The 25458-nt window shown below is 71.7% G+C and carries 23 protein-coding genes; 16 read left to right on the top strand and 7 right to left on the bottom strand.

Annotation, left to right across the window (positions count from 1 at the left end):
- Positions 1-15 precede the first annotated feature (15 nt).
- The 5 genes from ACTHLI_RS07200 to ACTHLI_RS07220 form a co-directional block, all read right to left on the bottom strand.
- A complete protein-coding gene (locus ACTHLI_RS07200) occupies positions 16-1110 on the bottom strand; it encodes a Gfo/Idh/MocA family protein (protein WP_440182477.1) in 1095 nt (364 codons plus the stop codon).
- Complete coding sequence (locus ACTHLI_RS07205; protein ID WP_440182478.1) at positions 1094-1936, bottom strand: carbohydrate ABC transporter permease; 843 nt, start codon at positions 1934-1936, stop codon at positions 1094-1096. Before ACTHLI_RS07205 ends, ACTHLI_RS07200 begins: the two co-directional genes overlap by 17 nt.
- Positions 1937-1942: 6 nt before the next feature.
- Positions 1943-2890 carry a carbohydrate ABC transporter permease gene (locus tag ACTHLI_RS07210; protein WP_440182479.1) on the bottom strand — a complete coding sequence of 316 codons (948 nt, stop codon included), beginning with the start codon at positions 2888-2890 and terminating at the stop codon, positions 1943-1945.
- Between the two features lie 82 nt (positions 2891-2972).
- Positions 2973-4262: an ABC transporter substrate-binding protein gene (locus ACTHLI_RS07215; RefSeq protein WP_440182480.1), complete on the bottom strand. Its 1290-nt coding sequence runs from the start codon at positions 4260-4262 to the stop codon at positions 2973-2975.
- Between the two features lie 220 nt (positions 4263-4482).
- The gene (locus ACTHLI_RS07220; protein WP_440182481.1) at positions 4483-4854 is read right to left on the bottom strand and encodes a nuclear transport factor 2 family protein; all 372 of its coding nucleotides are present in this window, start codon (positions 4852-4854) and stop codon (positions 4483-4485) included.
- Between the two features lie 134 nt (positions 4855-4988).
- On the opposite strand from ACTHLI_RS07220, the gene ACTHLI_RS07225 reads away from it, so the two are divergent.
- From ACTHLI_RS07225 to ACTHLI_RS07280, 12 genes are read left to right on the top strand one after another with little or no spacing between them, the layout of a single operon-like run.
- The gene (locus tag ACTHLI_RS07225) at positions 4989-5378 is read left to right on the top strand and encodes a hypothetical protein (RefSeq protein ID WP_440182482.1); all 390 of its coding nucleotides are present in this window, start codon (positions 4989-4991) and stop codon (positions 5376-5378) included.
- A gap of 26 nt (positions 5379-5404) precedes the next feature.
- On the top strand, positions 5405-6394 hold the full coding sequence (locus ACTHLI_RS07230; protein WP_440182483.1) for a hypothetical protein: 990 nt from the start codon (positions 5405-5407) through the stop codon (positions 6392-6394).
- A gap of 57 nt (positions 6395-6451) precedes the next feature.
- On the top strand, positions 6452-7927 hold the full coding sequence (locus tag ACTHLI_RS07235) for a C-glycoside deglycosidase beta subunit domain-containing protein (protein WP_440182484.1): 1476 nt from the start codon (positions 6452-6454) through the stop codon (positions 7925-7927).
- Between the two features lie 29 nt (positions 7928-7956).
- Complete coding sequence (locus tag ACTHLI_RS07240; RefSeq protein WP_440182485.1) at positions 7957-8751, top strand: TIM barrel protein; 795 nt, start codon at positions 7957-7959, stop codon at positions 8749-8751.
- Between the two features lie 11 nt (positions 8752-8762).
- Positions 8763-9173, top strand: a complete 411-nt coding sequence (locus ACTHLI_RS07245; RefSeq protein WP_440182486.1) for a C-glycoside deglycosidase beta subunit domain-containing protein — start codon at positions 8763-8765, stop codon at positions 9171-9173.
- Positions 9170-10267 (top strand): sugar phosphate isomerase/epimerase family protein, encoded by a 1098-nt coding sequence (locus tag ACTHLI_RS07250; protein ID WP_440182487.1) that lies wholly within the window; start codon positions 9170-9172, stop codon positions 10265-10267. The genes ACTHLI_RS07245 and ACTHLI_RS07250 overlap by 4 nt, the downstream gene beginning before the upstream one ends.
- Before the next feature lie 15 nt (positions 10268-10282).
- The gene (locus ACTHLI_RS07255; RefSeq protein WP_440182488.1) at positions 10283-11317 is read left to right on the top strand and encodes a sugar phosphate isomerase/epimerase family protein; all 1035 of its coding nucleotides are present in this window, start codon (positions 10283-10285) and stop codon (positions 11315-11317) included.
- A 28-nt stretch (positions 11318-11345) separates the two neighbouring features.
- Positions 11346-12119 (top strand): nuclear transport factor 2 family protein, encoded by a 774-nt coding sequence (locus tag ACTHLI_RS07260; RefSeq protein ID WP_440182489.1) that lies wholly within the window; start codon positions 11346-11348, stop codon positions 12117-12119.
- 3 nt (positions 12120-12122) lie between these two features.
- On the top strand, positions 12123-13286 hold the full coding sequence (locus tag ACTHLI_RS07265) for an FAD-dependent monooxygenase (RefSeq protein WP_440182490.1): 1164 nt from the start codon (positions 12123-12125) through the stop codon (positions 13284-13286).
- 37 nt (positions 13287-13323) lie between these two features.
- Positions 13324-14799 (top strand): GH39 family glycosyl hydrolase, encoded by a 1476-nt coding sequence (locus ACTHLI_RS07270; protein ID WP_440182491.1) that lies wholly within the window; start codon positions 13324-13326, stop codon positions 14797-14799.
- A 48-nt stretch (positions 14800-14847) separates the two neighbouring features.
- Positions 14848-15246: a C-glycoside deglycosidase beta subunit domain-containing protein gene (locus ACTHLI_RS07275; protein ID WP_440182492.1), complete on the top strand. Its 399-nt coding sequence runs from the start codon at positions 14848-14850 to the stop codon at positions 15244-15246.
- On the top strand, positions 15243-16406 hold the full coding sequence (locus tag ACTHLI_RS07280) for a Gfo/Idh/MocA family protein (protein WP_440182493.1): 1164 nt from the start codon (positions 15243-15245) through the stop codon (positions 16404-16406). Before ACTHLI_RS07275 ends, ACTHLI_RS07280 begins: the two co-directional genes overlap by 4 nt.
- 155 nt (positions 16407-16561) lie before the next feature.
- Here ACTHLI_RS07280 and ACTHLI_RS07285 read toward each other — a convergent pair whose 3' ends face one another.
- Positions 16562-17815: an ROK family protein gene (locus tag ACTHLI_RS07285; RefSeq protein WP_440182494.1), complete on the bottom strand. Its 1254-nt coding sequence runs from the start codon at positions 17813-17815 to the stop codon at positions 16562-16564.
- A 158-nt stretch (positions 17816-17973) separates the two neighbouring features.
- On the opposite strand from ACTHLI_RS07285, the gene ACTHLI_RS07290 reads away from it, so the two are divergent.
- Positions 17974-19461, top strand: a complete 1488-nt coding sequence (locus ACTHLI_RS07290) for an MFS transporter (protein ID WP_440182495.1) — start codon at positions 17974-17976, stop codon at positions 19459-19461.
- Between the two features lie 22 nt (positions 19462-19483).
- Positions 19484-21055 carry a GMC oxidoreductase gene (locus ACTHLI_RS07295; RefSeq protein ID WP_440182496.1) on the top strand — a complete coding sequence of 524 codons (1572 nt, stop codon included), beginning with the start codon at positions 19484-19486 and terminating at the stop codon, positions 21053-21055.
- Positions 21056-21196: 141 nt separating this feature from the next.
- On the opposite strand, the gene ACTHLI_RS07300 is transcribed toward ACTHLI_RS07295, so the two are convergent.
- The gene (locus tag ACTHLI_RS07300) at positions 21197-21790 is read right to left on the bottom strand and encodes a TetR family transcriptional regulator (RefSeq protein ID WP_440182497.1); all 594 of its coding nucleotides are present in this window, start codon (positions 21788-21790) and stop codon (positions 21197-21199) included.
- A gap of 87 nt (positions 21791-21877) precedes the next feature.
- Here ACTHLI_RS07300 and ACTHLI_RS07305 point away from each other — a divergent pair, with 87 nt between their 5' ends.
- Both ACTHLI_RS07305 and ACTHLI_RS07310 read left to right on the top strand, forming a co-directional pair.
- Positions 21878-24673 carry a family 78 glycoside hydrolase catalytic domain gene (locus ACTHLI_RS07305; protein ID WP_440182498.1) on the top strand — a complete coding sequence of 932 codons (2796 nt, stop codon included), beginning with the start codon at positions 21878-21880 and terminating at the stop codon, positions 24671-24673.
- Positions 24674-24686: 13 nt separating this feature from the next.
- On the top strand, positions 24687-25457 hold the full coding sequence (locus ACTHLI_RS07310; RefSeq protein WP_440182499.1) for a sugar phosphate isomerase/epimerase family protein: 771 nt from the start codon (positions 24687-24689) through the stop codon (positions 25455-25457).
- The last annotated feature ends 1 nt before the right edge of the window (position 25458 follow it).

Consider the following 25458-nt stretch of genomic DNA (forward strand, 5'->3'; position numbering starts at 1 on the left):
ATGCAGAATCGACCGTCATTCGACCACGACCCGAACGCCGTCGGCTGCGGCGGAGCGCGCGGCGGCGTCCAGGACGCGGAGCACGTGCAGCGACTCGGTCGGCTCGACCGGCAGCGGGCCTCCCTGGCGCAGCGCCGCCGCGAGCATCCGGTAGTACTCGCGGGCGTCCGTCTCGATCGCGGCGACCGGCGTGGCCGCACCGGGAAGGGGGACCGGTCCGGGCGGCCCACCCGTGTGACGCACGACCTCGAACGAGTCGAAGGAACCCCATCGTGGATCGTCGGGCCCGACACCGTTGAACATCGCGGCGAACTGACCGTCGTCGCCCGTGGAGACGAGTGCCGCTTCGGTGCCCTGCACCACGAAGCGAGGCGCGGGCCAGGAGGTGAGCGCACCGAGGTGCAGGTGGGTCCGCACACCGGAGGCGTGGTGCAGCGCGAGGAACCCGTCGTCGACGACCTGCGTGCCGGGCCGTCGACGGTCGAGCTCGGCGGTCACGGTGTCCACCGGGCCGAGGAGGGCCACGGCCTGGTCGACGAGGTGGCTGCCGATGTCCGCGAGCGGCCCGTCGAGCGTGCCGGGCCGGGCGACCTCGCGCCAGTTGACCCAGATCGCCGGACTCCACCGCACCAGCCACGCCTCGTAGCGGAGCACCTCGCCGACGTCACCGCGTCGCACCGCAGCCGCGACGGTCGCGAAATCACGGTCCCACCGCTTGTTCTGGAACGCGACGACCGGCACCCCGGCGGCCTGCGCCGCTTCCAGCAGCCGCTCGGCCCCGTCGACCGTGGGGGCGATGGGCTTCTCGACGACCGTCGGGATGCCGGCGGCGAGCAGCGCGAGACCGAGCTCGACGTGCGCGTCGTCGGGCGCGGTGACGACCGCGAGGTCCGGCAGCGCGTCCATCGCGAGCAGGGCCTCGACGGATCGCACGACGGTCGCACCGGGCACAGCCGCGGCAGCATCGGCCGCCGCGTCGTCGGACCGCGCGACGACCGCGACGATCTCGCACTCCGGGAGCGCTGCGAGGAGCTGCGCGTGAAGGGCTCGCGCGATGCCGCCGAATCCGACGATCGCGGTCCGGATCGGCCCGTCAGCTCTTGAGGCCACCGGCGTAGCCCTGGATGAACCGCTTCTGCGCGACGACGTAGAACGCGAGGATCGGGATCATCGAGATGATGACGACCGCGAAGATCAGGTTCCACTGGGACACCAGCGAGCCGACGTAGTTGTACATGACGACCGGGAGCGTCTGCCAGTCCGACCCGTTCAGGAAGATCAGCGCGGTGAAGAAGTCGTTCCAGACGATCAGCCCGGCGAGGATCGACACGGTGCCCGTCGCGGGCGACATCAGCGGGAAGACCACGCGGGCGAAGACCTGCAGCCGGGACGCCCCGTCGATCGTCGCCGCCTCCTCGTACTCGAGCGGCAGCCGGCGGAAGAAGCCGCCGTAGAGGAACACCGAGAGTGGCAGCAGCTGGCCGGTGTAGATGACGATCATGCCGATCGGCGAGCCGACGAGCCCGAGCTCGCGCGCGCCGATGTAGAGCGGGAGGGTGCCGAGCTGCGTCGGCAGCACGATCGCGATCATGAAGAGGTAGTACGCGCGGGTGCTCCACCGGCGCGTGCTCCGGGTCAGCACGTACGCGGCGAGGGAGCCGAACACGACCAGGGCGACGACGGTGCCGGCGGTGATGATCACGCTCGTCAGCAGGCCCAGGAAGATGTTGCCGGAGGACGCGCCCGACGGGCTCAGCAGCTCGGTGAAGTTCGACAGCGTGGGCGCGGTGGGCGGTGCGAAGGCGGGAGTGGTCAGCATCTGATCCCCGGTCTTGAACGCGCCGACGAGCAGGATCCAGAACGGCGCGAGCAGGATCAGGGAGGCGATGATCGTGACGATCTCGAGGACGAGCGTGGCTCGGGTGTAGCGGAACACGGTGGTTCACCGCCCCATCTGCGTGCGGTCACGCGTCAGGTACTGCTGGACGATCGTGAAGACGAGGATCAGTGCGGAGAGCAGGAGCGCCATCGCGGCGCCGAAGCCGAACTGCTGATAGGTGAAGGTCTGGTTGTAGATCTCCGTCGCGAGCGTCTCGGTGGCGTTCGACGGGCCTCCACCGGTCAGCGCCATCACCTGGTCGAAGACCCGCAGCCCCTGGATCAGCGTCAGGGTGGTCGCGATCGCGATCGACGGCTGGATCATCGGGACGACGACGTTGCGGAAGCGGTTCCACAATCCGGCCCCGTCGAGCGCGGCGGCCTCCTCGAGCTCGGGAGGCACGGTCGCGAGGCCGGCGAGGTAGGTCACCATGACGAAACCGATGCTCTGCCAGACGAGGACGACGAGGATCGACGCGAGCGCCAGGGTGGGGTTCGCGAGCCAGGTCTGCTGCAGCGACTTCAGCCCGACGGCGCCGAGGATCTGGTTGAGCGGACCGTTGTAATCGAAGATGAACTTCCAGATGAACGACACCGCCACCGGGCTCAGCACCACGGGCATGAACACGAGGGTCCGCAGCACGTAGCGGGTCTTGAGCGTCCGATTCAGCGCGAGCGCGAACAGCAGTCCGAGGATGTTCGTGAAGACCACGAAGCCGAAGGCCAGCAGGAGCGTGTTCACCAGCGCGCCGACGAGCTCAGGGGTCTTGAAGATGTTCACGAAGTTCGTGAGGCCGACGAAGTCGAACGACCCGACGCCGCTCCAGTTCGTGAACGCGAAGAACGCTCCCGATGCGGTGGTGATGTACACCGTGACGATCGTCAGGGCGAGCGCGGGCAGCGCCCACCACCAGTAGCCGTAGCCGACTCGGCGGGACCGTCGGCCGCGGGGGACCGCGGTTCGGCCGGAACTGGAGACGGCGGCTCGGACGCCACCTTGCGTCGCTGACATCGGACCAGATCCTTCTCGCTCGGAGGGTGATGGGGAAGGGCCCCGGCGCGTGGACGCCGGGGCCCCCGTGGTGGTGATGGGATCAGCCCCAGTCGGTGTCGAGCTGCTGGAGCACCTGGTCGACGGTCTTCTGCCCGGTGAGGATGCCCTGGACCCCGGAACCGAGATCGGTCGTCACCTTGCCGTTGGCCCACTCGATGGAGGGGAACGACCGGACGTCGGTCGAGGTGAGCACTGACGCGACCGGCTTGTAGGTGTCGGGGAGCGCGCTGGCGTCCTTGGTGCCCACCGGGTAGCCGACGCCCTGCGAGACGATCTTCTGGCCGTCGGGGCCCGCGATCCACTTCAGGAAGTCCTGCACGAGCTTCGGGCTCTTCGTCTTCGCGCTGGCCGCGAGCACCTGGTCCGAGCTGATGGAGGCGTACGTCGTGCCGGTCGGCGACGGGAACGGCAGCACCGTCAGGTGCACGTGACCACCGGACGCAGCGTTCACGCTCGCTGCGGCACCGCCGGGCGCGAAGAACCCGAAGAACTTCCCGGACGCCGATCCGTTGGTCAGCGCGTCGAAGCCGGCTCCGGTCGCACCCGGCTGGAAGCAGCCGCGCTTGTACATCGTCTCGATCGACGAGAGCGTCGTCTTCCAGCCGTCCGTCGTCGCGAACTTCACCTTGCCGGCCGCGCGCTCCGAGTTCCAGTTCGGGTCGGGCCCGTAGACCACCGAGCTGGCGATGATCTGCGCGAGGAAGCCGGGGTTGGGGGGCACCGCGCCGGCGAGGCCGAACAGCGTCTTGCCCTTCGACTTCGCGGTGTCGCATGCCGCGAGCACGTCCTGGAACGTCGACGTGCCCGACAGGTCGATGCCCGCCTGCTTCGCGGCGTCGCCGTTCCAGATGATGCCGTTCAGACCGCTGCCGCGGGAGACGGCGTAGATCTTGCCGTTGTACTCGAACTGGCTGAGCCCGGCAGGCTCGAGCGCGCTCTTGATCGCCGGGTCGGTGAGCGGCAGCAGCAGGCCCGCCTTGGCCCACGGCTGGATCGCGTTCACCTGACCGACCCCGGACTCCGCGGCGAAGACGTCAGGGGCGTTGCCGCCCTGGACCCGCGTCGCGATCGCCTGCGCGACGCTCTCCGCCGGCAGCTTCTGGATGGTGATCGTGACACCCTTGTGCAGCTTCTCGTAGGCCGTGGCCGCATCCGCCAAGGAGGTGTCCTTCGTGTTCGCCTCCGAGAACGCGAACGTGATCGTCTGCGGCTCCTTGCCGGAGCCGGAGGCGGTACCGCCCGAGCAGGCGGTGAGCGAGACGCCCACGACCGCTGCGGCAGCAGCGACGGCTGCTGCCCGGCGGACTCGCGTGGTGATGTGCTGTGGCATGGCCAGCCTTCCGTGAGACCTCGTCGTCTGTGACCGGCCTGGCAGGACATCCGGCCGGTCGCCCCTTCGGGACGCGGTCAGCCTCACACGTGTTCCGCTCGAAATCAACATAATAGTTGCGGATCTCGGGCATAAGGAAATCCGTTGATGCTCCCGGCTTCGGGCGCGGTCGGCCCGGTGTCCGGGGCGTCGAGACGCGGGAGGAGCGGTGCCGCCGCCATCAGAACATCGGATGCGGGTTCGCGGACTCGGCCGGCACGGGCTGCAGCACGTCCCAGTGCTCGACCAGCAGACCGTCGGCGATCCGGTAGAAGTCCGCCACCGCGGCGGGAGGGGCGCCGGGGCGGCTCGCCCGCACGTGCACCACGGCGAGGTCCCCGTCGACGAGGATCCGCTGGATCTCGAAGCGGGCGCCCTCGGCGCGGAACTTCGGTTCGAGACCCTCGACCGCGGCCTCGGGGCCGTCCTCCAGCCCCGGGTTGTGCTGGATGTAGTCGGGCGAGACGAACCGTGCGAACGCCGTGCGCGGATCGCGTTCGGTGTAGAAGATGCGGGCGAACTCGGTGACGAGCTCGCGGTTGCCGTGCGCCATGTCGCCTCCCCGTCAGCGCTCCGTCGCGCCGATCGACCCTGGCTGCGCAGCGTACTGGAGTCGGGTACGGTCCGTTCTGCTGATCCACGGCGGAAACGGCGGGCGACGATGACGGTCCATTCGGCGGAAGCCTCATGACGCTCGCCGAGCACGCGCTGCGGGGCGCGGTGCTGTCCGTGGGCCCGTGGTGCCGGCTCGCGGTGGGGCTGCCTTGGTTCAGGAGCATGCCGCTGTCCGCCGTGGTGTCGGTCGCGCTGCTCGTCGACGGCCGAGCGGTGCCCGACCTGCGCGTCGAGCTCGACGGGCGCCTGCTGCCGGTCGGCGAGCTCGCGACGCTCGTGGATCGGTACTGGTTCGTCCAGGACCGGCTGACGCTCGCCTGGAGCGGGTGGTCGCTGTCGGGAGCCGTCGAGGTGGCGCTGCGCGTCCGGCTCCATCTGCCGTTCCTGACGGGGCCGGGCGGAGGATCGCTGCAGGTCCTGCAGGAGTCGCGGGGGACCGTCCCGGTCGAGGTCGCGGCGTGATGCCGAGCGGTGGACCGAGATGGGCGGTGACGCTGTTCGCGCTCACGAACGAGCTGCTCGCGGCGGCACGATCGCCGGACGAGCTGCTGCGGGACGTCCTCGGTTCCGGCGTGACGGGCGTCGTCGAGATCGATGCCGCCCAGCACTTCCGCTCGTTCCCCCGCCTCGAGCCCGCGGAGGTGGCGCGCACCGCCGGGGTCGTGCGCGACGAGGGCGGTGCGGTCTCGCTCCTCGGCGGCGGCGCCGACCTCACCCCCGCGCCGGGCCGGACGATCGACGAGGAGGCGGCGCTCGCTCAGCTCCGCGCGCAGCTCGACGCGGCGGCGGTCCTCGGGGCGGTGGGCGTCCGGGTGCCGTTCGGCGTGCTGCCCTGGTCGGTGCTGGAGCGCGCGGCGCAGCACGCCGACGGCACGGGCGTCCTGCTGCTCGAGGAGGTGCAGGGGCCGGAGGATCCGGGTGGGCCCCGGCTCCTGGCGCGCGTCGACGATCTTCAGCGGAGCGGTGTGACGGGCGTCCGACTGCTGCTGGACACGAGCGCGCTCATGGCCGGCGCGCCGCCGGGGTACCTGCGTGCGCTCGAGGTGCGCGGGCTCCCGACCTCCGTCGTGGCCGGCATCGCCGGCGCCTTCCGCGACGGGAGCCTCGCCGCGAGGGTGCTGCCGCTGCTCGCCGATCCCTCGAGCTCCCCGGAGGTCCACGGGCTCCTCGTCACCGCGCTGACCCGCTTCGGCTCGACCCCTGCTGCCGCGTGGCTTCCGCTCGTGCCGTGGATCGCCTCCGTGCACCTGACGTGGTGGGACCTCGAATCGGCGGAGGCCGACCTCGACGGCGAGGTCGGCGCAGTGCTCGACAGCCTGTTCGCGGCGGGGTTCGCGGGTGTGGTGTGCAGCGAGTGGGGCGGCCACGAGTGGGAGCCCGCCTCCGTGTCCGGGCTCGATCGGACGCGCGCGCACCGTCGACTCGTCGAGACCCGCTTCCGCGACGCATCGATCGACTTCGGTATGAAAACGACATAATCACTGCTACAGTCCGAGCGTCGCCGGCGACGCAGCCGGGGCGGAACAGAGGAGCCCATGCCGAACGGACTGGTCGACGCCTCGAGCCTCCGCAGCCACCCCGATGGGCTGGCGCTGCGGCTCACGATCCCGTGGTACCGGAGCCTCTGGCTCTCGAGCGTGGGGTCCATCACCGTGACGATCGACGGTGAGGCCGTGCCCCAGGCGGATCTCGCGTTCGAGCTCGACGGCGTGCGGTACGCGATGGCCGACCTCCCGGAGCAGAGCGACGTGCTCTGGTACCTCCAGTCGCATCCGCTGCTCGTGATCCGGCGCGACAGGCCGGCGGACCTCGGCGAGCAGCACGAGGTCGTCGTGCACGGCGAGCTGCGGCTGCCCTACATGCAGATCGCACCAGGGCAGGACGGCGGCCCCGGGATGTACGTGCCCAACGTCGTCCACCAGGCGCTGACGCTGGCGGTGACGGACCGGGACGAGGCCGCGCCGGCGCTGACGAGCGTGGAGGCGCCGCCGGTCGCCGACGCGAGCGACCCGTTCCAGCTCGGACTCACGCTCTACTCCGCGAGCGCGGAGTTCCGCGCGGGCTGGTTCGACTTCGACGGCCTCCTCGACCGGGTCGCGCAGCTCGGCATCGGGCCGGGCATCGAGATCGTCGCCTCCCAGGTCCTGCCGACCTATCCGGTCGTCTCGGACGAGTTCGTGGCGCGTTGGCGGGTCTCGTTCGACCGGCACGGCTTCGTGGAGTCCGCGTTCGGAGCGAACCTCGACATGGGCAGGCGCCGCGACCGCGACATGACGCCGGACGAGGAGTTCGACTTCAGCGAGCTGATGCTGCAGGGCGCGAAGCGCCTCGGCTTCCCGCTCGTCCGCATCCAGAGCGCGAAGCCCGAGCTGCTGCGCCGCTTGCTCCCGGTGGCGGAGCGGCTCGACCTCAAGCTCGCCTACGAGATCCACGCGCCGATGGGCCCGAACGACCCGACGATCCAGAAGGTCCGCGACACCTACGCGGAGCTCGACTCACCGCTCCTGGGGTTCGTCGCCGACTTCTCCTCGACCATGCACGCGATGTCGCCGAGCCTGCTGACCGCGGTGCGCCGGGCGGGTCTCGACGAGGAGGCGGTCGACCGCCTCCAGGCCGTCTGGGTCACCGATGCCACGATGCGCGAGCGCCAGGAGGAGTTCATCGGCTACCTGCGGAGCCGCGACTTCGATCCGGGGCGCCTCGGCTCGTTCGCGCACCTCGCGTTCAACATGCACGGCCACGTCGATCCGCGCGAGTGGGCGGACATCATGCCGCAGATCCTCCACGTCCACGCGAAGTTCTACGACATCGACGACGCGGGCCAGGAGCCGGCCATCGACTACCCCGAGCACGTGCGCGTCTTCGTCGAGGGCGGGTACCGCGGGTACTGGTCGAGCGAGTGGGAGGGGCACGCCTTCGCCGAGCTCGGTGAGGTGGACCCGCTCGTGCTCGTCCGCCGCCAGCACGACCTCATCCGCGCGAGCATGCACGCCGCGCTCGCCCACGCCTGACCGACCCACCGATCGACCGACAGGAAGCCATGTACCAGCTCGCGCCCAACATCGAACTCCTCTTCACCGAGGCGGGTGCCTACGAGGACCGCGTCCGAGCCGCGGCGGCCGTTGGCTTCACGGCCGTGGAGATCTGGGGCCCGACCGGTGTCGACGCGCCCGCGAAGCCGAAGGACCTCCCGGCGCTGAAGGCGGCGCTCCAGGAGACGGGCGTGCAGCTGACGGCGCAGCTCTCCGAGCCGCGCACCCAGTTCATGATCCCGCCGTGGGACCACTCCGCGTTCTACCAGAAGCTCGACGAGGGCGTCGCGATCGCGCAGGAGCTCGGCTGCCCGCGCATCGTCGTCGGCAGCGGGACGGGGTTCGGCGGCTGGAAGCGGCAGGTCCAGCTCGACAAGCTCGTCGAGATCTACCGGAAGGCGATCGCGCAGATCGACGGGTCGGGCATCACGCTCGTGCTCGAGGCCGTGAACGGCCGCGTCGACCACCCCGGCTCGCTGCTCGACCGCACCGCCGAGGCCGCGTACATCGCGCGCGGCGTGGACTCGCCCTTCTTCGGGATCCTCTACGACCTCTATCACATGACCGTCGAGGGCGAGGATGAGGCGACCGAGCTCGCCGGCGCAGGCGACACCGTCAAGTACGTCCAGATCGCGGACGCGCCCGGCCGAGGGGAGCCCGGCACCGGCGCCATCGACTGGGCGAACGCGCTGCGCATCCTCCGCGCCTCCGGCTACGACGGCCCGATCGGCCTCGAGTACTACCCGACCACCGAGTCGGCGGCCTCCACCGCCCTCATCCGCGACCTCGCCGCGCAGGCCTGAGGAGGAACCCCGTGATCCCCGACCGCATCATCGAGCAAGGGACGCTCACCACGGACGGCGAGCACGCCGCCGTCGAGGTGCGCATCCCGTGGTACCGCGCCATCCCGGCGTCCTGCATCTCGGAGGTGTCACTGGCCGTCGACGGCGTTCCCGCGCCGGCCGACTCGCTCACCTGGACCATGAACGGCGAGACCCACCCGATCGCCGAGCTCGCGCAGCGGTCCGACGACTGGTGGTTCCCGCTCGACTCCGCCGTCGTCACCGGCGCTCTGCCTGTCGAGCCCGGTGGCGAGCACCGCGTCGATGTCGAGCTGAAGCTCTACATCCCCTACATCGTCATCGGCGACGACGAGGTGCTCCGGATCGAGGAGCACGACACGAAGACCATGGCCGCCAGCAGCGCGAAGGAGGCCGTCTCGTGACCGAGCTCGGCTCGCCCGTCCAGGGCGTCACCCTGTACAGCTTCACCCGGGCCTTCCACGGCCGGCAGGTCGACCTCGAAGGCTTGATCCGCAAGGTCGCCGCCGACGGCTTCGGCCCGGGGCTGGAGATCGTCGGCTTCTCGAGCTTCCGCGGGTTCCCCGCCCTCGACGACGCCTACGTCGGCTGGTTCAAGGACCTCGTCGCCGAGGTCGGGCTGGTACCGACGTCGCTCGCCATCAACGCCGACATCGGCATCCATCGCGATCGCCTGCTCGACCAGGACGAGCTGATCGAGTACATGCGGCGCCAGATCGAGGCCGCCGCGCGCCTCGGGTTCCCGATCGCACGCGTGCAGATCTCCCTCGAGCCGGACTCGATGGAGCGGCTCGCCCCGGTCGCCGAGCGGTACGGCGTCACGCTCGCCCTGGAGGTGCACGCCGACCAGTACGCGTCGCACCCGAGGATCCTCGCCCTGCGGGACCGGTACGAGCAGGTCGGTTCGCCGTTCCTCGGCTTCACCGCCGACTGGGGCGCGACGACCGTCGGCTTCGCCCCGTCCCTCATCGAGGCCTATCGCCGCCGCGGTGCGCCCGAGTCGCTGCTGACCGCGGTCGTCGACCTCTGGAACGAGTTCTTCGAGGCGGGACCGCCCGCGGACCAGGCCGAGCACGGCCAGCGGTTCGGCCGGTTCATCGGCCTGGCGGCGCAGCACGGGCGCCCGGATCTCGGGGTCGACATGGGCATCAACGCGACAGGGCTCTTCGGCCCGGCCCGGGTCGACGACTGGCTCGAGATCATGCCGTGGATCCGCCACGTGCACGGCAAGCACTTCGGGATCGACGAGCACGGCGAGGAGCCGTCGGTCCCCGTCCGCGACCTCATCCGGCTGCTCGTCGAGCAGGGGTACGACGGCGCCGTCTCGTCCGAGTACGAGGGGTGGCACTGGAACTCGTGGCAGAGCCCGTTCGAGGTGATCGCGGGGGAGCAGGCCGTGCAGCGCTCCGCCGCGGAGGCCGCCGGCTCCCGCATGACGACGGACTCCGCGACGGCGCGCGCGCAGCTCGCCGCGCACCTCGCGCAGCCCGTCCACTGACCCGAGGGGAACACCATGACGGACGACACCGGCATCGCCGGCACCGGGATCAAGCTCGGCATCACCCTCTACTCGCTGACGAGCGAGTTCGCGGCCGGCCTCTACACGCCGGAGACGCTCATCCGCGCCGCAGCGGAGGAAGGGCTCGGCCCAGGCGTCGAGTTCAACTTCGCGCAGATGAACCGCACCTACCCCGACGTCGACGCGGACTTCGTGAAGCTGTGGCGCGACTCGATCGAGCGCTACGGCCTCGAGCCGAGCGCGGTCGGCACGAACCTCGACATGGGCCGCCGCAAGGACCGGGACATGACGCCGGACGAGGAGCACGAGTTCCTCGCCCGTCAGCTGAAGTCGGCGCACGAGCTGGGCTTCAAGCGGATCGTGATCCGGTCGCACGGCAGGGAGCTGCTGCGCGGCCTCCTGCCCCTCGCGGAGCGCTACGACCAGAAGCTCGCTCTCGAGATCCATGCGCCCTCGGGGCCGAACGACCCGAACATCGTGCGGGTCCGCGAGATGTACGACGAGCTCGACTCCGACCGGCTCGGCTTCACCGCCGACTTCTCGTCGACGATGCACAGCCTGTCGCCGACCCTGCTCCGGCAGCTGTCGCGGATGGGCCTCCACGAGCGGCACTTCCCGGTGATGAACGAGATCTGGCACGAGCCGACGCCGATGCACGTGCGGAACCAGAAGTTCGAGGACTACCTGACCGGCGAGGGCGTCGACCCCACGGATTTCGGGCCGTTCACCCGCCTCGCGTTCAACATGCACGGCCTCGTCGCGCCGGAGGAGTGGCTCGACATCATGCCGCGCATCTTCCACGTGCACGCGAAGTTTTACGACATCACGCCGGACGGGCAGGAGCCCGCGATGGACACCGCGCGCATCGTGCGGCAGTTCGTCGAGGGCGGGTACACCGGCTACTTCTCGAGCGAGTGGGAGGGCCACGCCTTCCAGGACCTCGGCGAGGTCGACCCGGTCCAGCTCGTCCAGCAGCAGCACGCCCTGCTGCGCCGCTCCATCGAGGACGCCGTCGGCGTCCCAGCCTGATCAGACCGGAACGAAGGAGAACCGAGCCATGACCGACGTCGTCGACCCGACCTCGCTCGAGGCGGAGGTCGCCAGGCTCCGCGAGGAGCTCGCCGCCACCACGCTGCTCGCCCGCCGCGCCGCCGACCGCGGCGAGGTGGAGAACCTCTTCAACCGCTACATGTTCCTGCACAACGCGTTCCAGGACGAGCAGATCATCCCGCTGTGGGTGAAGGAGGGCACCCCGGGCATCCGCGCGCAGTACACGAATGCGGGCGTCTACACGACCTGGGAGAGCGTCACGCGCTACCACCGCGGCCGCCCGTCGCCGGTCGGCAAGCTCATCCTCCACGCCACCACGACCCCGGTCATCGAGGTCGCCGGGGACGCCGAGACGGCCCGCGGTGTCTGGCTCATGGCCGGCACCGAATCCGGGCTGACCGACCCTGCGGTCGCCGAGGCCTTCCCGGACATGTACTCGCCGAAGGAGGTGCAGGGCAAGAAGGTCTGGGCGCACTGGGTGTGGTGCAAGTACGAGATCGACTTCCTGAAGCAGGACGGCGAGTGGAGGTTCTGGCACTTCCGCTGCTTCGAGCTCGCCCGTGCACCGTTCGAGGAGAACTGGGTCGCGTTCGGCGAGAAGAACCAGGGCGCCTTCGATCTCGACCTCATGTACTTCGGCGACGACGGCAAGCCGGTCTTCATGCCGCCCGCCGACGAGCCCGCCACCGACACCAGCCACCCGTACAGCCCGTCGACCGTGCAGCAGCTGCAGCCGAAGCCGCCGGTGCCGTACGCCACCGCCGCCGACCTCGAGGACTAGACCGTGGGGGAGCCCCTCAGGATCCTGATCGTCGGTGCGGGCATCGGCGGTCTGACGACCGCCTCGGCCATGGCCCGGATCGGTGCTCGGGTCGAGGTCATCGACGACAAGCCGGAGATCAGCGTCGCCGGCGTCGGCTTCGGCCTCCGCATCAACGGCCTGCGAGCGGTACGGGAGATCGGCCTGCTGGACCAGGTCCTCGAGGTGGGTCACCCGGCGCCGGGGATCGACAACTACGACTCCGAGGGCAACCTGCTCAGCACGATGAGCTACGGCACCCGGGACGAGGGACTCCCGGGCTGCGTGACGATGTCGCGGATGGCCTTCCTCGAGCTGGCGGCGAAGCACGCCGTCGACAACGGCTGCACCTTCCGGATGAGCACGACCGTCGCCGCTGTGGCCCCGGACGACGACAAGGCGGTCGTCACGTTCAGCAGCGGCGACCGGGCCGATTACGACCTCGTCCTCGGGTTCGACGGCCTCCACTCGCAGATCCGCCGCGAGTACTTCGGCGAGCAGTACGCTCCCCGCCCGCTCGGCGGCGTGGCGTGGCGTGCGGGGCTCCCGAACCGCCGCAGGCTCATGCAGCCGATCATCTGCCAGGGCCGCGGCGGCAAGATCATGCTCACGCCCCTGTCGGCGGACACCATGTACATGGTCCTGACGGTGGCGGAGGAGGGGCGCCCTCGGTACGACCCGCAGCAGATGGCCCGGATCATGCACGATCGGGCGGTCGCCCTGACCGGGGGATCCGAGTTCCTGGCCGACGCGCTGGAGGATGTGCGGCACGCCGAGAACGTCGCCTACACGCCCTACTCGACCGTGTGGGTGCCGTACCCGTGGTTCCGCGGACGCGTGATGATCATGGGCGACGCGGCGCACACCATGACGCCGTACCTGGGATCGGGCGCCGCCATGAGCATCGAGGACGGCGTCGTCCTCGCTCAGGAGCTCGCGAAGGACCAGTCCCTCGGCGACGCCCAGCTCGAGTTCATGAAGCGCCGCCTCCCGCGCGTGCGCGCGGTCCACGACCGCTCGATCGAGTCGATGCTCGAGGAGTTCGACTCCGTCACCCCGGAGGCGTACCGCGCTCGCATCGAGCACCTCCGTCACGACGAGCCGATCGCGAACGAGTACGCGAACCGCCTGCTGCGGATGCCCTACTGACCGGCCCGACCGGCCCCTCGCACTGAAGGAGATGCTCGTGTCGAGCACCGTCGAATCGTCCGCCGCCGGCGCGCCCGCGCCGGCTCCCTCCACCCGGCTGCTCGTGGTCGACGCCTCCGACGAGCGCGCCTTCCGACCGCTCAACGGCGTCGGGGGGATCCCCGGCCCGGCCGTCGGGCACGCGGAGTTCCCGGACATGACGCCCCTGTGGCGTGAAGCGGGGGTCACGGTCGTGCGGTCGTTCGACTGGGTCTCCCGGCTCGATACGCAGAACAACCCCGAGAGCCTGTTCCCCGACTGGGACGCTCCCGTCGACGATCCGGCGAGCTACCACTTCGCGGCGACGGACCAGTGGGTGGAGGCCGTGCACTCGATCGGCGCCGAGGTCATGTTCACGGTGGCCAGCTCGATCCCCTCCAACAAGCTCCCCGCGCAGGACGTCGACCTGTACGGCCGCGTGGTGGAGCACATCGTGCGCCACTACGCGCAGGGGTGGGCGGGCGGCCCGTCGAAGCCGATCCGCATCTGGGAGTTCGGGGACCAGCCGGACCTCGGGCCGCTGCACTTCGCGGGACGTCCCGAGGAGTTCTTCGCCATGTACCGGGCGTTCTGCGAGGCGGTGCGCCGGGTCGACCCGACCCTGACGGTGGGCGGGCCGGCGACCGCCTTCCCGCTGGAGGCCGGCGCCCCGTACCGGGAGGGCTTCCTCGAGTTCGTGCGCGCGAACGACCTGCCACTGGACTTCTTCTCCTTCCTCTGGTTCACCGACGGCAGTCGCGACCCCCTCGACTACCGCTTCGTCGCCGCCGAGCTGCGGGCCCTGCTCGACCGATACGGCTTCACCGACACCGACCTGACGCTCAGCTACTGGAACTACCTCGCCGTGCCCAGCAGCTCTGCGCCGGCGGCGGAGAAGGGCGCGTTCCAGGCCGCGACGGCGGTCTACCTGCAGGACACCGTCATCGACCACGCCTTCTTCTTCCGGGCCGACAGCGGGCGCGACCCGCACTACGGATTCGTCGATCCGGCCGGTGTCGGCGCGGCGGACGGCGCTCCCGACGAACGCTCCCGCGCGCTCGCGCTCGCCGGACGCGCGCTGAGGGGCCGCCGCCTCGCGGTCATCGGCGGGGACGAGTCGGGTCTCGCCTGCGCGGCCGGTCGCGACGGGGACGTGGTGCGCGTGCTCGTCGCGAACTACGTCGCGCCCGACTCGGCGCTCGCCGAACGGGCCGAGGACCGCTTCACGTTCCGCATCCCGATCGGTGCCGAGCGCATCGAGCTCGGCCTCACCCTGCCTCCGCAGCGGCGAGCGCTGGCATCGGCGGGCGTCGAGTCCGCGCGGGTCGACATCCGCAACCTGCCCTGGCCCGGCCGCACGGTGCGCGTCACGCGCACGTCGATCAACGGAACCGTCGACGGCCCCTCCGAGGCGCGGGTGTCCGATGCAGGCGAAGTCCAGCTCGATCTCGACCTCGTTCCGCGGTCGGTGTTCCTCCTGGAGCTCCGGCCGTGACGCAGCCGCCGACCTCAGCCACCACCACCGACCTCGAGGACTGATCCGATGGCCACCCACAACTCCCTGTTCAAGCCCGAGAACGTCCGCAGGACGGAAGACGGGATCGCCGTCTCCGTCCAGATCCCGTGGTACCGCAGCCTCTGGCTGTCGGCCGTGGACGGGGTCGAGATGTCCGTGAACGGCGTCCCGGTGCCGAAGGACCGCATCCGGTTCGAGCTCGGGGGCCGCTCCTACACCGTCGACGAGCTGCCCGAGCAGTGGGACACCCTCTGGTACGTGGCGGACCGGCCGGACGTCGTCGCCCGTCTGGACGAGGTGCCGGCCCCCGGCGCCAAGGTCACCGTCGAGGTGGTCCTGACCATGCGCCTCCTGTACATGCAGATCGCGCCGCAGCGGTACGTCACGAACCGGGTCCCCGTCGCGCGCGAGGTCGTGCTCGCATGACGCTGCGCGTCGCGATGATCGGCTACGGCTTCATGGGCGCCGCCCACTCCGTCGGGTGGCGGCAGGCGCCCCGCGTCTTCGACCTGCCCGATGGCGTCGAGACGGCCGTGCTCGTCGGGCGGAACGCCGAAGCCGTCGCCGAGGCCGCGCGCCACTGGGGCTGGGGCGAAGCGGCGACGGACTGGCGGGAGGTGATCGCCCGGGACGACATCGACGTGGTCGACATCGTGACCCCGGGCGACTCGCACGCGGAGATCGCGATCGCAGCGCTCGACGCCGGCAAGCACGTGCTCTGCGAGAAGCCCCTCGCGAACTCGGTCGGGGAGGCCGAGGCGATGGCCGCGGCGGCCGAGCGGGCCCGGCCGCGCGGCGTCCGGGCGATGGTCGGCTTCACCTATCGCCGCGTCCCCGCGGTCACCCTCCTCCGCGATCTCGTCGCCGAGGGGCGGATCGGGAAGGTGCAGCAGGTCAGGGCGGCCTATCGGCAGGACTGGCTCGTCGACCCCGAGGTGCCGCTCGGCTGGCGCCTGCAGAAGGAGCACGCGGGCTCGGGAGCGCTCGGCGACATCGGCGCGCACATCGTGGACATGGCGCAGTTCGTGACCGGGCAGCACGTCGTCGCGGTGTCCGGGACGACCGAGACCGTCGTGAAGGAGCGACCCGTCGTGGGGGAGCGCGCCGGGTTCGCGGGCACGGCCACCGGCGAGACCGGGCCGGTCACCGTCGACGACGTCGCCCTCTTCAGCGGGCGGCTCGACGGAGGCGCGCTCGCGTCGTTCGAGGCGACGCGCTTCGCGACCGGCAGGAAGAACGCGCTGACGATCGAGGTGTCCGGGACCGACGGAGCCCTGGCATTCGACCTCGAGCGGCTCAACGAGCTGCGCTACTACGACCGGGCCGCCCCGGCCGTGGTGCAGGGATTCACCACGATCCTCGTCACGGAGCCGGAGCACCCGTACGTCTCCGCGTGGTGGCCCGCGGGCCACATGCTCGGCTACGAGCACGGCTTCACGCACCAGGTGGTCGACCTCGTCCGCGCGATCGACGGTGGGACGGATCCGCATCCGACATTCGCGGAGGGGCTGTCGGTGCAGCGGACGCTCGCCGCGGTGGAGGCGAGCGCCGCGGACGGCTCGCGGTGGACCGAGGTGCGCTCCTAGCGCGGTGTGGGGGCCCGCTTCGCTCTCGTCCCTCCGGTGATCGAGGTGCGAGCGCGTGCGAGCCTCGAGATCACTCCGACCTGCGCGAAGGGTGCGGGGTGGTCTCGAGGCAGTGAGACCGGTGGTGGTTCCGCACCGGCCGGGCGGTGGCCCGGTCAGGCGACCTGGGCGATCCGCTCGATCGTCGGGCGGCCCGCCGCGAACCAGCGTGGGAACGTGGCCTCGAAGAGCTCCTCGATCGCGAGCTGCGCGCCGCCTCGGAGCGGCTCGCGCTCATCGCCGTGGGACCGGGTGATCACGAGGTCGCGGGTGGCCAGCGGGAGCGACAGCTCGTAGACCCGCTGACGCACCTGAGCCAGGAACGTCTCGCCCGCGGCCGATACGGCGCCCCCGATGACGATCGTGCTCGGGTTGAACAGGTTCACGAGCGACGCGAGCGTCTCGCCCACGCGCCTCGCCGAGCGCTCGACGAGCGAGATCGCGAGCGCGTCCCCGTGGTTCGCCGCGATCGCGACCGCCTCGGGCGTGAGCGCGCCGAGCGAGGACAGCACGCCCTCGGCACCCGCCGCGACGGCCGACTCCGCGTCCCGCACGATCGCCCAGCCGCCTGCCTCCGCCTCCAGGCACCCGCGCTTGCCGCATCGGCAGCGGGCCGACGACCCCGGCAGCCGCACGTGGCCCAAGTCGCCGGCCGCGCCGTTCGCGCCACGGTGGATCCTGCCCCGGGTGAGCAGCCCCGCGCCGATGCCGGTACCGACCTTGCAGTAGATGAGGTCCAGCCCGCCGTCGCCGCGTCGCGCGCGCTCCGCGAGTGCGAGCAGGTTGGCATCGTTGTCCACCCACGTGGGTGCGCCGAGATGGTCCTCGAACCGACCTCGGACGTCGTACCCGTTCCAGCCGGGCATGATCGGCGGGGCGACCGGGACGCCGTGCTCGAAGTCGACCGGGCCGGGGACGCCGACCGCCACCGCCCAGACCTCGGGCGCATCGCCCCGCTCCAGCAGGTCGTCCACCATCGCGAGGGTGACGTCCAGCGTCGCCTCGGGCCCCTCGGCGATGTCCCACAGCCGGTGGTCGCTGGCGATGATCTCCCCGTCGAGCCGGGCGAGCCCGACCCGGATGTGGAGCGCACCGAGGGCGCAGACGACGATCGCGCCACGGTCGGCGCGGAACCGCAGCGTCCGCGGAGCCCGGCCGCCGGAGGACGGGCCGAACTCGCCGTCCTCGATGAAGCCCATCTCGATGGCGGTCTCGACCCGCTGCGCGACGACGCCACGGCCGAGGCCGGTCAACCGTCCGATCTCCGGACGGGTCTGCGCCTCTCCTGTGCGGACGAGATTGACGATCCGGAGGAGGCTCACGACCTCGTCGGTCTGTGCGCCGAAGCGCAGCGCGGCGTCGCGAGTCATGCTTGATTCTGGCACGGTCGACCTGCGTTTTGTTGTTTTCGTGCGGAAGTCGGGATACCATGATCGTGGCGCTGGGGCCTCGGCCCGTTCCCCGTCGGAATCCGGCGACGGGGGCACAGTCGGTCGCGTCGACTGCCCGATCGATCGGGCTCTCCGCCATGCCGCTCTCCGCTGCGCGATTCCGCGCACTGCTCGTCGCACTCCTCGCCGTCTCGTTCCTCGGCGCCCTCGACAACACCGTCGTCGCCACCTCGCTCGCCACCGTCGCCGGGGAGCTCGGCGCCCTCGAACACATGAGCTGGATCGTCGTCGGGTACACCCTCGCCAGCACCGTGCTGCTGCCCGTGATCGGCCGCCTCGGTGACGTCGTCGGCGCGCGGTCCGTCTTCCTCGCGTCCCTGCTGCTGTTCGTGGCCGCGTCGCTCGCGTGCGGCTTCGCCCGGGACATCGCGTGGCTCATCGGCGCGCGCGTCGTGCAGGGCATGAGCTCCGCCGGGCTGCAGCTGCTCTCGCAGACGATCATCGCGAGGACGACGACGCCCCGACAGCGGCCGAAGTACATGGCGATCATCGGCGCCGCCTTCCCGGTCGCGATCCTCGTCGGACCCGTGCTCGGCGGGGTCATCACCGACACGTGGGGCTGGCCGTGGGTGTTCTGGGTGAACGTGCCGGTCGGCATCGTGGCCTTCGTGCTCGCCGTCGTCGCGGTCCCGCATCTGCCGGGCCACGGTGAGCGCGTTCGGTTCGACACCGCCGGCGCGGTCACGATGACCGTCGGACTCGCCGCGCTCGTGATGGCGGCGACGTGGGTGGGCGACGCGCGGCTCGCGCCCTCGGCAGGTGTCGCCGCGATCGTCGCCGTGCTCGCGCTCGCGGCCTTCGGGGTCGCCGAATCGCGGGCGGCCGCCCCGATCGTCCCGCTGCGGCTCTTCGCGCATCGCACGATCGCCGCAGGAAGCGCGGTCTCCGCCATCGTCGGCATCGGCCTCTTCTCGATCACGGCCTACCTGCCGACCTATTTCCAGATGGCGTACAGGACCAGCGCGACGGTGTCGGGCCTGGTCCCCATCGCGACGGTCTTCGGCATGCTCGTCAGCAACCTGGTCTCCGGCTGGCTCGTCAGCCGGACCGGGCACTACCGGGCCTTCCCGCTGATCGGCACCGCCCTCGGCGCAGCCGGCCTCCTCGTCATGTCGCTGCTGCCCGTCGGACTCCCGCTCTGGGTTCCCACCGTGATGATGGGCGTCGTCGGCCTCGGCACGGGCGCGTTCATGAGCCTCATCGTCGCTGTGGTGCAGAGCGCTGCGCCCGAGCGTGAGATGGGGTCCGTGACCGCCGCCGTGAACCTCGTCCGCTCGGTCGGGGCGACGATCGCGACCGCGGTCATCGGCGGCGTGATCGGCTTCGGCGTGGCGGCCCTCCTGCCGACCGGGCTCGACCCCACGTCGCTCACGCCCGCAGTCGTGCACGCCGCTCCTGATGCGCTGCAGACGCAGGTCGCCGCGATCTACCGTGGCGTGTTCTCGCCGATCTTCCTCGCCCTCGCCGGCACCTACGCGCTCGGCATCGTGGCCTCCGTGCTGCTGCCCGCGGGCCGCCTGCCGGACACCCACGTCGGCGCGAGCCCTGAACCGTCCATCGCCTGAACCACTCGAGAAGGAGTCCCGAATGCCCGTCCGCCCGACCGTCGCAATCGTCGGCAGCGGCCCGATCGGATCCGCTTACGCGCGGATCATCCTCGAGTCGGTGCCGGATGCCAGCGTCGTCATGTTCGAGGCGGGACCTCGCCTGACCGCGATCCCCGGTGAGAGCGTCCGCAACATCCCCGACCCGGAGGAGAAGGAGCGCGCGCGGGAGCGGTCGCAGGGGCCGCAGGCCGGCTCGTTCCGGAAGTCGCTCGGTCTCCCGGAGGGCGCGATGGTCGAGGGCATGTTCACCGCGCGCGGGGGCACGCACCTCCTCGACTTCGGCGGCGAAGGCTCCGCGCACGCGCCGACCTTCCCCGCAGCCGCGGCGTCGACGAACGTCGGCGGCATGGGTGCGCACTGGACCTGCGCGACCCCCGCGCCCGCCTTCAGCGAGCGCATCCCGTTCATCCCCGACGCCGAGTGGGAGCAGCTGATCGCCGAGGCCGAGCGACTCCTGCACGTGCAGAAGTCGGCCTTCGCCGACTCGGGCGTGAGCGCCGCGATCCGCGCGCTCCTCGAGGAGGAGTTCGGCGCGGAGCTGCCCGAGGGCTACGGCCCGAGCACGCTCCCCGTCGCCGGTGATCCGCAGCCGGACGGCTCGATGCGCTGGGCCGGCACCGATGTCGTCCTCGGCCCGCTGATCGAGCAGGGGAACGCGCTGGCGGAGCGCTTCGAGCTGCGCGACCTGACGCTCGTGCGGCGGATCGAGCACGAGGACGGCGTGGTCACCGGGGTGACCGTCGAGGACCTCCGCTCGGGGACGACCGAGCACGTGGCCGCGGACCTCGTCGTCGTCGCGGCGGACGCGTTCCGGTCGCCGCAGCTGCTCTGGGCGTCAGGCATCCGACCGACCGCGCTCGGCCACTACCTCACCGAGCACCCGATGGTGATCTCCACCGTCGTGCTCGACGAGGAGCGGATGAGCCGGCACGCGACGGAGGACCAGCTCGAGGCCGAGCTCGCGCGCCGAGCCAAGAACCCCGCGGACCCGGTCGGCGCGGTGAACCGCATCCCGTTCTCCGAGCCGGACCACCCGTTCGCACTGCAGGTCATGTACGCCGAGCGGCCGCCGTTCCCGCTCGACCCCGCGCACCCGGCGGCCCGGAACCGCTGGGGCTACGTCAACATGGGCTACGGCATGCGGAAGCGGCCGCGGTTCGAGGACGGCGTGACCTTCGACGACGAGGAGCTCGACTACCGCGGGTTCCCGAACATGACGATCCGGTACGAGCTCACGGAGGCGGAGCAGGCCGAGATCGCCCAGGGCACCGAGCACCTCGGGCGCGCCGGATGTGCCCTCGGCACCTTCATCGCAGAGCCACGACTGCTGCCGAACGGGTCGAGCCTGCACTTCCAGGGCACGATGCGCATGGGGGAGCACGACGACGGGACCTCCGTCGCCGACCCGTGGTCGCGCGTCTGGGGCTTCGAGCGGCTCGTGGTCGGCGGGAACGCGCTGATCCCGACCGCGACGGCCATGAACCCCACCCTCATGAGCGTCGCGATCGCGGTGCGCGGAGCCCGCGCGGCGGCGGAGCGGCTGCGCGGCTGACACGCTCCGGCGCGCTTCGAGCACTTGAGCAGGCTGTCATCGCTTCAGCAGGCTCTGGAGGCGCGTTCCGGCCTGCCGAAGCGAGCGCAGCCTGCCGAGGTGCTCGGGCGGCCTGGCGAGAGGGCGACGGCTCGGATCCGCTCAGCGCGCGGGTTCGGCCAGCAGGGACACCGCGTGGCGGACGAGCGCGCGGCGCCGGGCGTCGACAGCCGCGGCACCGGGCTCGCCGGGTCGGTAGGGCGGCGTGTGGAACACCTCGCACAGGCCCAGGACGAGCACGACGAGGTCGTGCGGGTCCCACCGCGCAGAGACGAGACCCTGCTGCTGCCACCGGGCGACGGCGTCCTCCGGCCGGGGGAGCTCCGCGAGCCGCTCATCGGCCTCCTCCGCGGGCGCGTCGGACTCGAGGTGGGCCCAGCGCAGCAGCCGCAGGGTGTCGGGGTGGGCGGCCATGAAGTCGAACAGGCGCTCGGCCCAGCCGCCGAGGCCGTCGGGACCCGCCACGGCCACGCCGCCGAGCTCCTCCACGGCGGAGGCGACCGCCGCCGCGAAGAGGGAGCGCTTGTCGCCGAAGTAGGCGTAGATGCGCTCCTTGTTGCTGCCGGCCCGCGCTGCGATCCGCTCGACGCGACCACCCCCGAAGCCCGCTGCCGCGAACTCGGCGCGCGCTGCCTGGAGGATGCGCGCACGAGTGCGGCTCGCTCGGTCCAGGTCGGTCGGCTCGCCCTCCGTCACGTGGTCCTCCTCCTCGTTGACATCGCCCCTCGTCCGGCTTAGCGTACAACCCAACCAAACAGTTGGTAGCTATGCGAAGGAGCGTCGATGGCCCCGGTGCCCCTGGTCGCGATCACGAAGCTGGAGCACCGCACGGACTCGCCGTTCGTCCCCGTGGCGGCGCCCCGGGTCACCTGGGTGACCGAGACCGTCACCCGGGACTGGCGCCAGGCCTGGGTCGAGCTCGAGGCCGATGGCCGCGTCGTGCGTCTCGAGGGCGACGCCTCGGCGCTCGTGCCGTGGCCCTTTCCGCCGCTCGCCGCGGGGGAGGAGCGCACCCTCCGGGTCCGCGTCGGCGGCACCGACGGCAGCACGTCGGACTGGAGCGCGCCCCGGGCCGTCGCGGCAGGGTTCCTGCCGCCCGAGTCGTGGGCGTCGGTGCCACTCGTCGGCCTGCCCGCGCCCGAGCGGATCGGGCAGCCGGCTCTGCTGCGCACCGAGTTCGACGTCCACGGCCGGGTCCTGCGCGCGGTGCTGCACGCGACCGCCCACGGCGTCTCCCAGGTCGAGGTCAACGGCGCGGGGGTCGACGACGCGACGCTGGCGCCGGGTTGGACGTCGTACCAGTGGCGGGTGATCGAGGACGCGACCGACGTGACCGCGCTCCTGCGGCCTGGACGGAACGCGATCGGTGTCGAGCTCGCGGCGGGCTGGTACAGCGAGGCGTACGGCTTCGGCGCCGATGCGAGGCCGTTCTACGGCGAGCAGCCGAGCGCGGCGCTCCAGCTCGTGATCCGCTACGCGGACGGGCGGTCCGAGACCGTCACGACCGGCCCGGGATGGCGGGCGATGGCGGACGGCCCGGTGCGGGCCGCCGGCATCTACAGCGGCCAGCACGAGGACGCGCGGCGGGCGATGCCCGGTTGGTCGTCCCCCGGCTTCGACGACGGTTCGTGGGCCCCCGTCGTCGTCGGCGACCCGGTCGTGCCCGTCCCGCGGTCGGCGCCGCCCGTGCGGACGGTCGCCGAGCTGCCCGTGGCCGCCGCCGTCGTCGCGCCGTCCGGAGCCACCATCCTGGACTTCGGTCAGAACCTCGCCGGCCGGGTGCGGATCAGCGCCTCCCTGCCCGCTGGGACGACGATCACACTGCGCCACGCGGAGATCGTGCACGACGGCGAGCTGGACCGCGCGTCCCAGCGCGGGGCCGCGGCGACGGACGTCTACACCGCGGACGGCGGGTCGTTCGTCTGGGAACCGCGCTTCACCTTCCACGGCTTCCGGTACGCGAGCGTCGAGGGCTGGCCGGGCGACGTGCCCGCCGAGGCGTTCACCGCGGTCGCGGTCTCGAGCGACCTCGAGCCGATCGGAGGCCTCCGCACCTCGCACCCGCTGGTCGACCGGCTGCACGAGGCGATCGTGTGGAGCACCCGCAGCAACTTCGTCTCCCTGCCGACCGACTGCCCGCAGCGGGACGAGCGGCTGGGCTGGACCGGCGACATCAGCATGTTCGCGCCGACCGCGACCGCACTGTTCGACGTCGACGGCTTCCTCGCCTCCTGGCTCGCCGACGTCGCGATCGAGCAGCGCGCGATCGGCGGGACGGTGCCGTTCCTGGTCCCGGACGTCTCGCGCATGGCCGTGTCCCCGACCGCCGCCTGGGGCGACGCGGCGACGATCGTGCCCTGGACGCTGTACGAGCGCTACGGCGACGTGGGGGTGCTCGATGCGCAGTACGCGAGCATGACGAGCTGGGTCGACCTGCTCGAGCGGCTGGCGGGGGAGAACCGCCTCTGGGAGGGCGGGTTCCAGTTCGCCGACTGGCTCGACCCCACCGCTCCTGCGGACGCCCCGACCGACGCGAAGGCGGACAAGGAGCTGGTCGCGACGGCGTTCCTGTTCCGATCCGCCGACATCGTCGCGCGGGCCGCCGCGGTGCTCGGCCGCGACGAGGACGCCGCGCGGTACCGCCGGCTCGCGGAGGAGGTCCGGGCCGCGTTCGGCCGCGAGTACGTGTCGCCGTCCGGGAGGCTCGTGTCGGACGCGCAGACGGCGTACGCGCTCGCGATCGTGTTCGGGCTCGCCCCGGACGAGGAGCGGCGCCTCGCGATGGGACGCCGGCTCGCGAAGCTGGTGCGGGTCAACGGCTACCGGATCGGCACGGGCTTCGTCGGCACGCCGTTCGTGCTCGAGGCCCTCGCCGTGACCGGCCAGTGGGCCGCGGCGACGCGCCTGCTCACCGCGACCGAGTGCCCGTCCTGGCTGTACCCGATCACGATGGGCGCCACGACGACGTGGGAGGCGTGGGATGCGCTGCGCCCGGACGGGTCGCCCAGCCCGGCGAGCACCTCCTTCAACCACTACGCATTCGGTGCGGTCGCCGACTGGCTGCACCGGGGCCTCGCGGGCCTCGGACCCGGGGAGCCCGGCTACCGCGTGCTGTCGATCGCACCCGTCCCGCTGCCCGGGTTCGACCACGCCGAGGCGCGCCTGCGCACGCCGTACGGCCCCGCCGTGGTGGGCTGGCGACGGAATGGTGAGCGGGTGCGCGTCTCCGCCGTCGTGCCGCCGAACAGCTGCGCGCACGTCCGGCTGCCCGACGGCTCACCCGGGTTCGAGGTGGGCAGCGGGGAGCACGAGTGGACCGTGACCGTGCCGCTCCCCGCGCCGAGGCCGCCGATGGCGCTCTCCCTCCGGAGCACCCTCGGCGACATCATCGAGGACGAGGCGGCCTACGCGACCGTGCTGGAGGTCTTCGAGCGGCACGCGCCGCATGCGGCGGAGCGGCTGCGCACGCGGACGCACTGGGACGACGCCGTGCCGCTCGCGGTCGAGTTCTTCATCCTCCCTGCGGCGGTGCAGCGCGCGATCGACGACGACCTCGCAGCAGCGAGCGCGGTCCGCTGATCCGGGAGGCGACTTGTTCACCCTCGCCCCGAACATCGACCTCGGCTTCGCGGAGGCGGGACCGGATCCGGCCGACCGGGTCCGCGCCGTCGCCGCCGCCGGCTTCGACCACGTCGGGCTCTTCCGCACCTCGGACAAGGACGTCCCGGCGCTCTGCCGGGCGCTCGACGACGCGGGCGTCTCGGTCGCGAGCGTGGTCGCGGAGCCGTACTGCGACTTCACGTTCCCGGGCACCGATCTCACGCGCTTCCTCGACGGTCTGCGGCGCAGCCTCGACGACGCCGTGACCCTGGGCGCGCCGCGGCTCATCGTGACGACGGGGGTCGGCTTCCCGGGCGCGAACCGCGCCGTCAACCTCGAGCGGGTCACCGCGGCGATGGCGCGGGCCGTCGAGGCTGCGCGTGGCAGCGGCGTCCTGCTGCTCATCGAGGCGGTGAACACGAGGATCGACCATCCCGGCTCCATCGTCGACAGCACGGCCGATGCGCTGTCGATCGCGAGCGCGATCGGGGACCCGACCGCGTTCGGGATCGACTACGACCTCTACCACTCGCTCGTGAACGGCGAGGACCCGGCCGGCGAGCTGGCCAGGGCGGGGGAGTACCTCGGTTCCGTCGACATCGCCGACGTGCCGGGGCGCGGCGCGCCCGGCACCGGTGACGTCGACTGGCCCGGCTTCCTCCGCGTCCTCGCGGCGTCCGGCTACCGCGGACCGGTCACGCTGGAGGTGGCCGCCCAGGCCGCCGCGCTCCGGCACATCCAGGAGCTCAACGCGGCGATGTGAC

Origin of the sequence: Amnibacterium sp., assembly GCF_051956055.1 — a bacterium.
Taxonomy (GTDB): Bacteria; Actinomycetota; Actinomycetes; order Actinomycetales; family Microbacteriaceae; genus Amnibacterium.

Coding starts and splice junctions, on each gene's coding strand:
- ACTHLI_RS07210 (WP_440182479.1), bottom strand. CDS start 2,890: ATGTCAGCGACGCAAGGTGGCGTCCGAGCCGCCGTCTCCAGTTCCGGC.
- ACTHLI_RS07215 (WP_440182480.1), bottom strand. CDS start 4,262: ATGCCACAGCACATCACCACGCGAGTCCGCCGGGCAGCAGCCGTCGCT.
- ACTHLI_RS07220 (WP_440182481.1), bottom strand. CDS start 4,854: ATGGCGCACGGCAACCGCGAGCTCGTCACCGAGTTCGCCCGCATCTTC.
- ACTHLI_RS07225 (WP_440182482.1), top strand. CDS start 4,989: ATGACGCTCGCCGAGCACGCGCTGCGGGGCGCGGTGCTGTCCGTGGGC.
- ACTHLI_RS07235 (WP_440182484.1), top strand. CDS start 6,452: ATGCCGAACGGACTGGTCGACGCCTCGAGCCTCCGCAGCCACCCCGAT.
- ACTHLI_RS07240 (WP_440182485.1), top strand. CDS start 7,957: ATGTACCAGCTCGCGCCCAACATCGAACTCCTCTTCACCGAGGCGGGT.
- ACTHLI_RS07255 (WP_440182488.1), top strand. CDS start 10,283: ATGACGGACGACACCGGCATCGCCGGCACCGGGATCAAGCTCGGCATC.
- ACTHLI_RS07260 (WP_440182489.1), top strand. CDS start 11,346: ATGACCGACGTCGTCGACCCGACCTCGCTCGAGGCGGAGGTCGCCAGG.
- ACTHLI_RS07275 (WP_440182492.1), top strand. CDS start 14,848: ATGGCCACCCACAACTCCCTGTTCAAGCCCGAGAACGTCCGCAGGACG.
- ACTHLI_RS07280 (WP_440182493.1), top strand. CDS start 15,243: ATGACGCTGCGCGTCGCGATGATCGGCTACGGCTTCATGGGCGCCGCC.
- ACTHLI_RS07285 (WP_440182494.1), bottom strand. CDS start 17,815: ATGACTCGCGACGCCGCGCTGCGCTTCGGCGCACAGACCGACGAGGTC.
- ACTHLI_RS07290 (WP_440182495.1), top strand. CDS start 17,974: ATGCCGCTCTCCGCTGCGCGATTCCGCGCACTGCTCGTCGCACTCCTC.
- ACTHLI_RS07295 (WP_440182496.1), top strand. CDS start 19,484: ATGCCCGTCCGCCCGACCGTCGCAATCGTCGGCAGCGGCCCGATCGGA.
- ACTHLI_RS07305 (WP_440182498.1), top strand. CDS start 21,878: ATGGCCCCGGTGCCCCTGGTCGCGATCACGAAGCTGGAGCACCGCACG.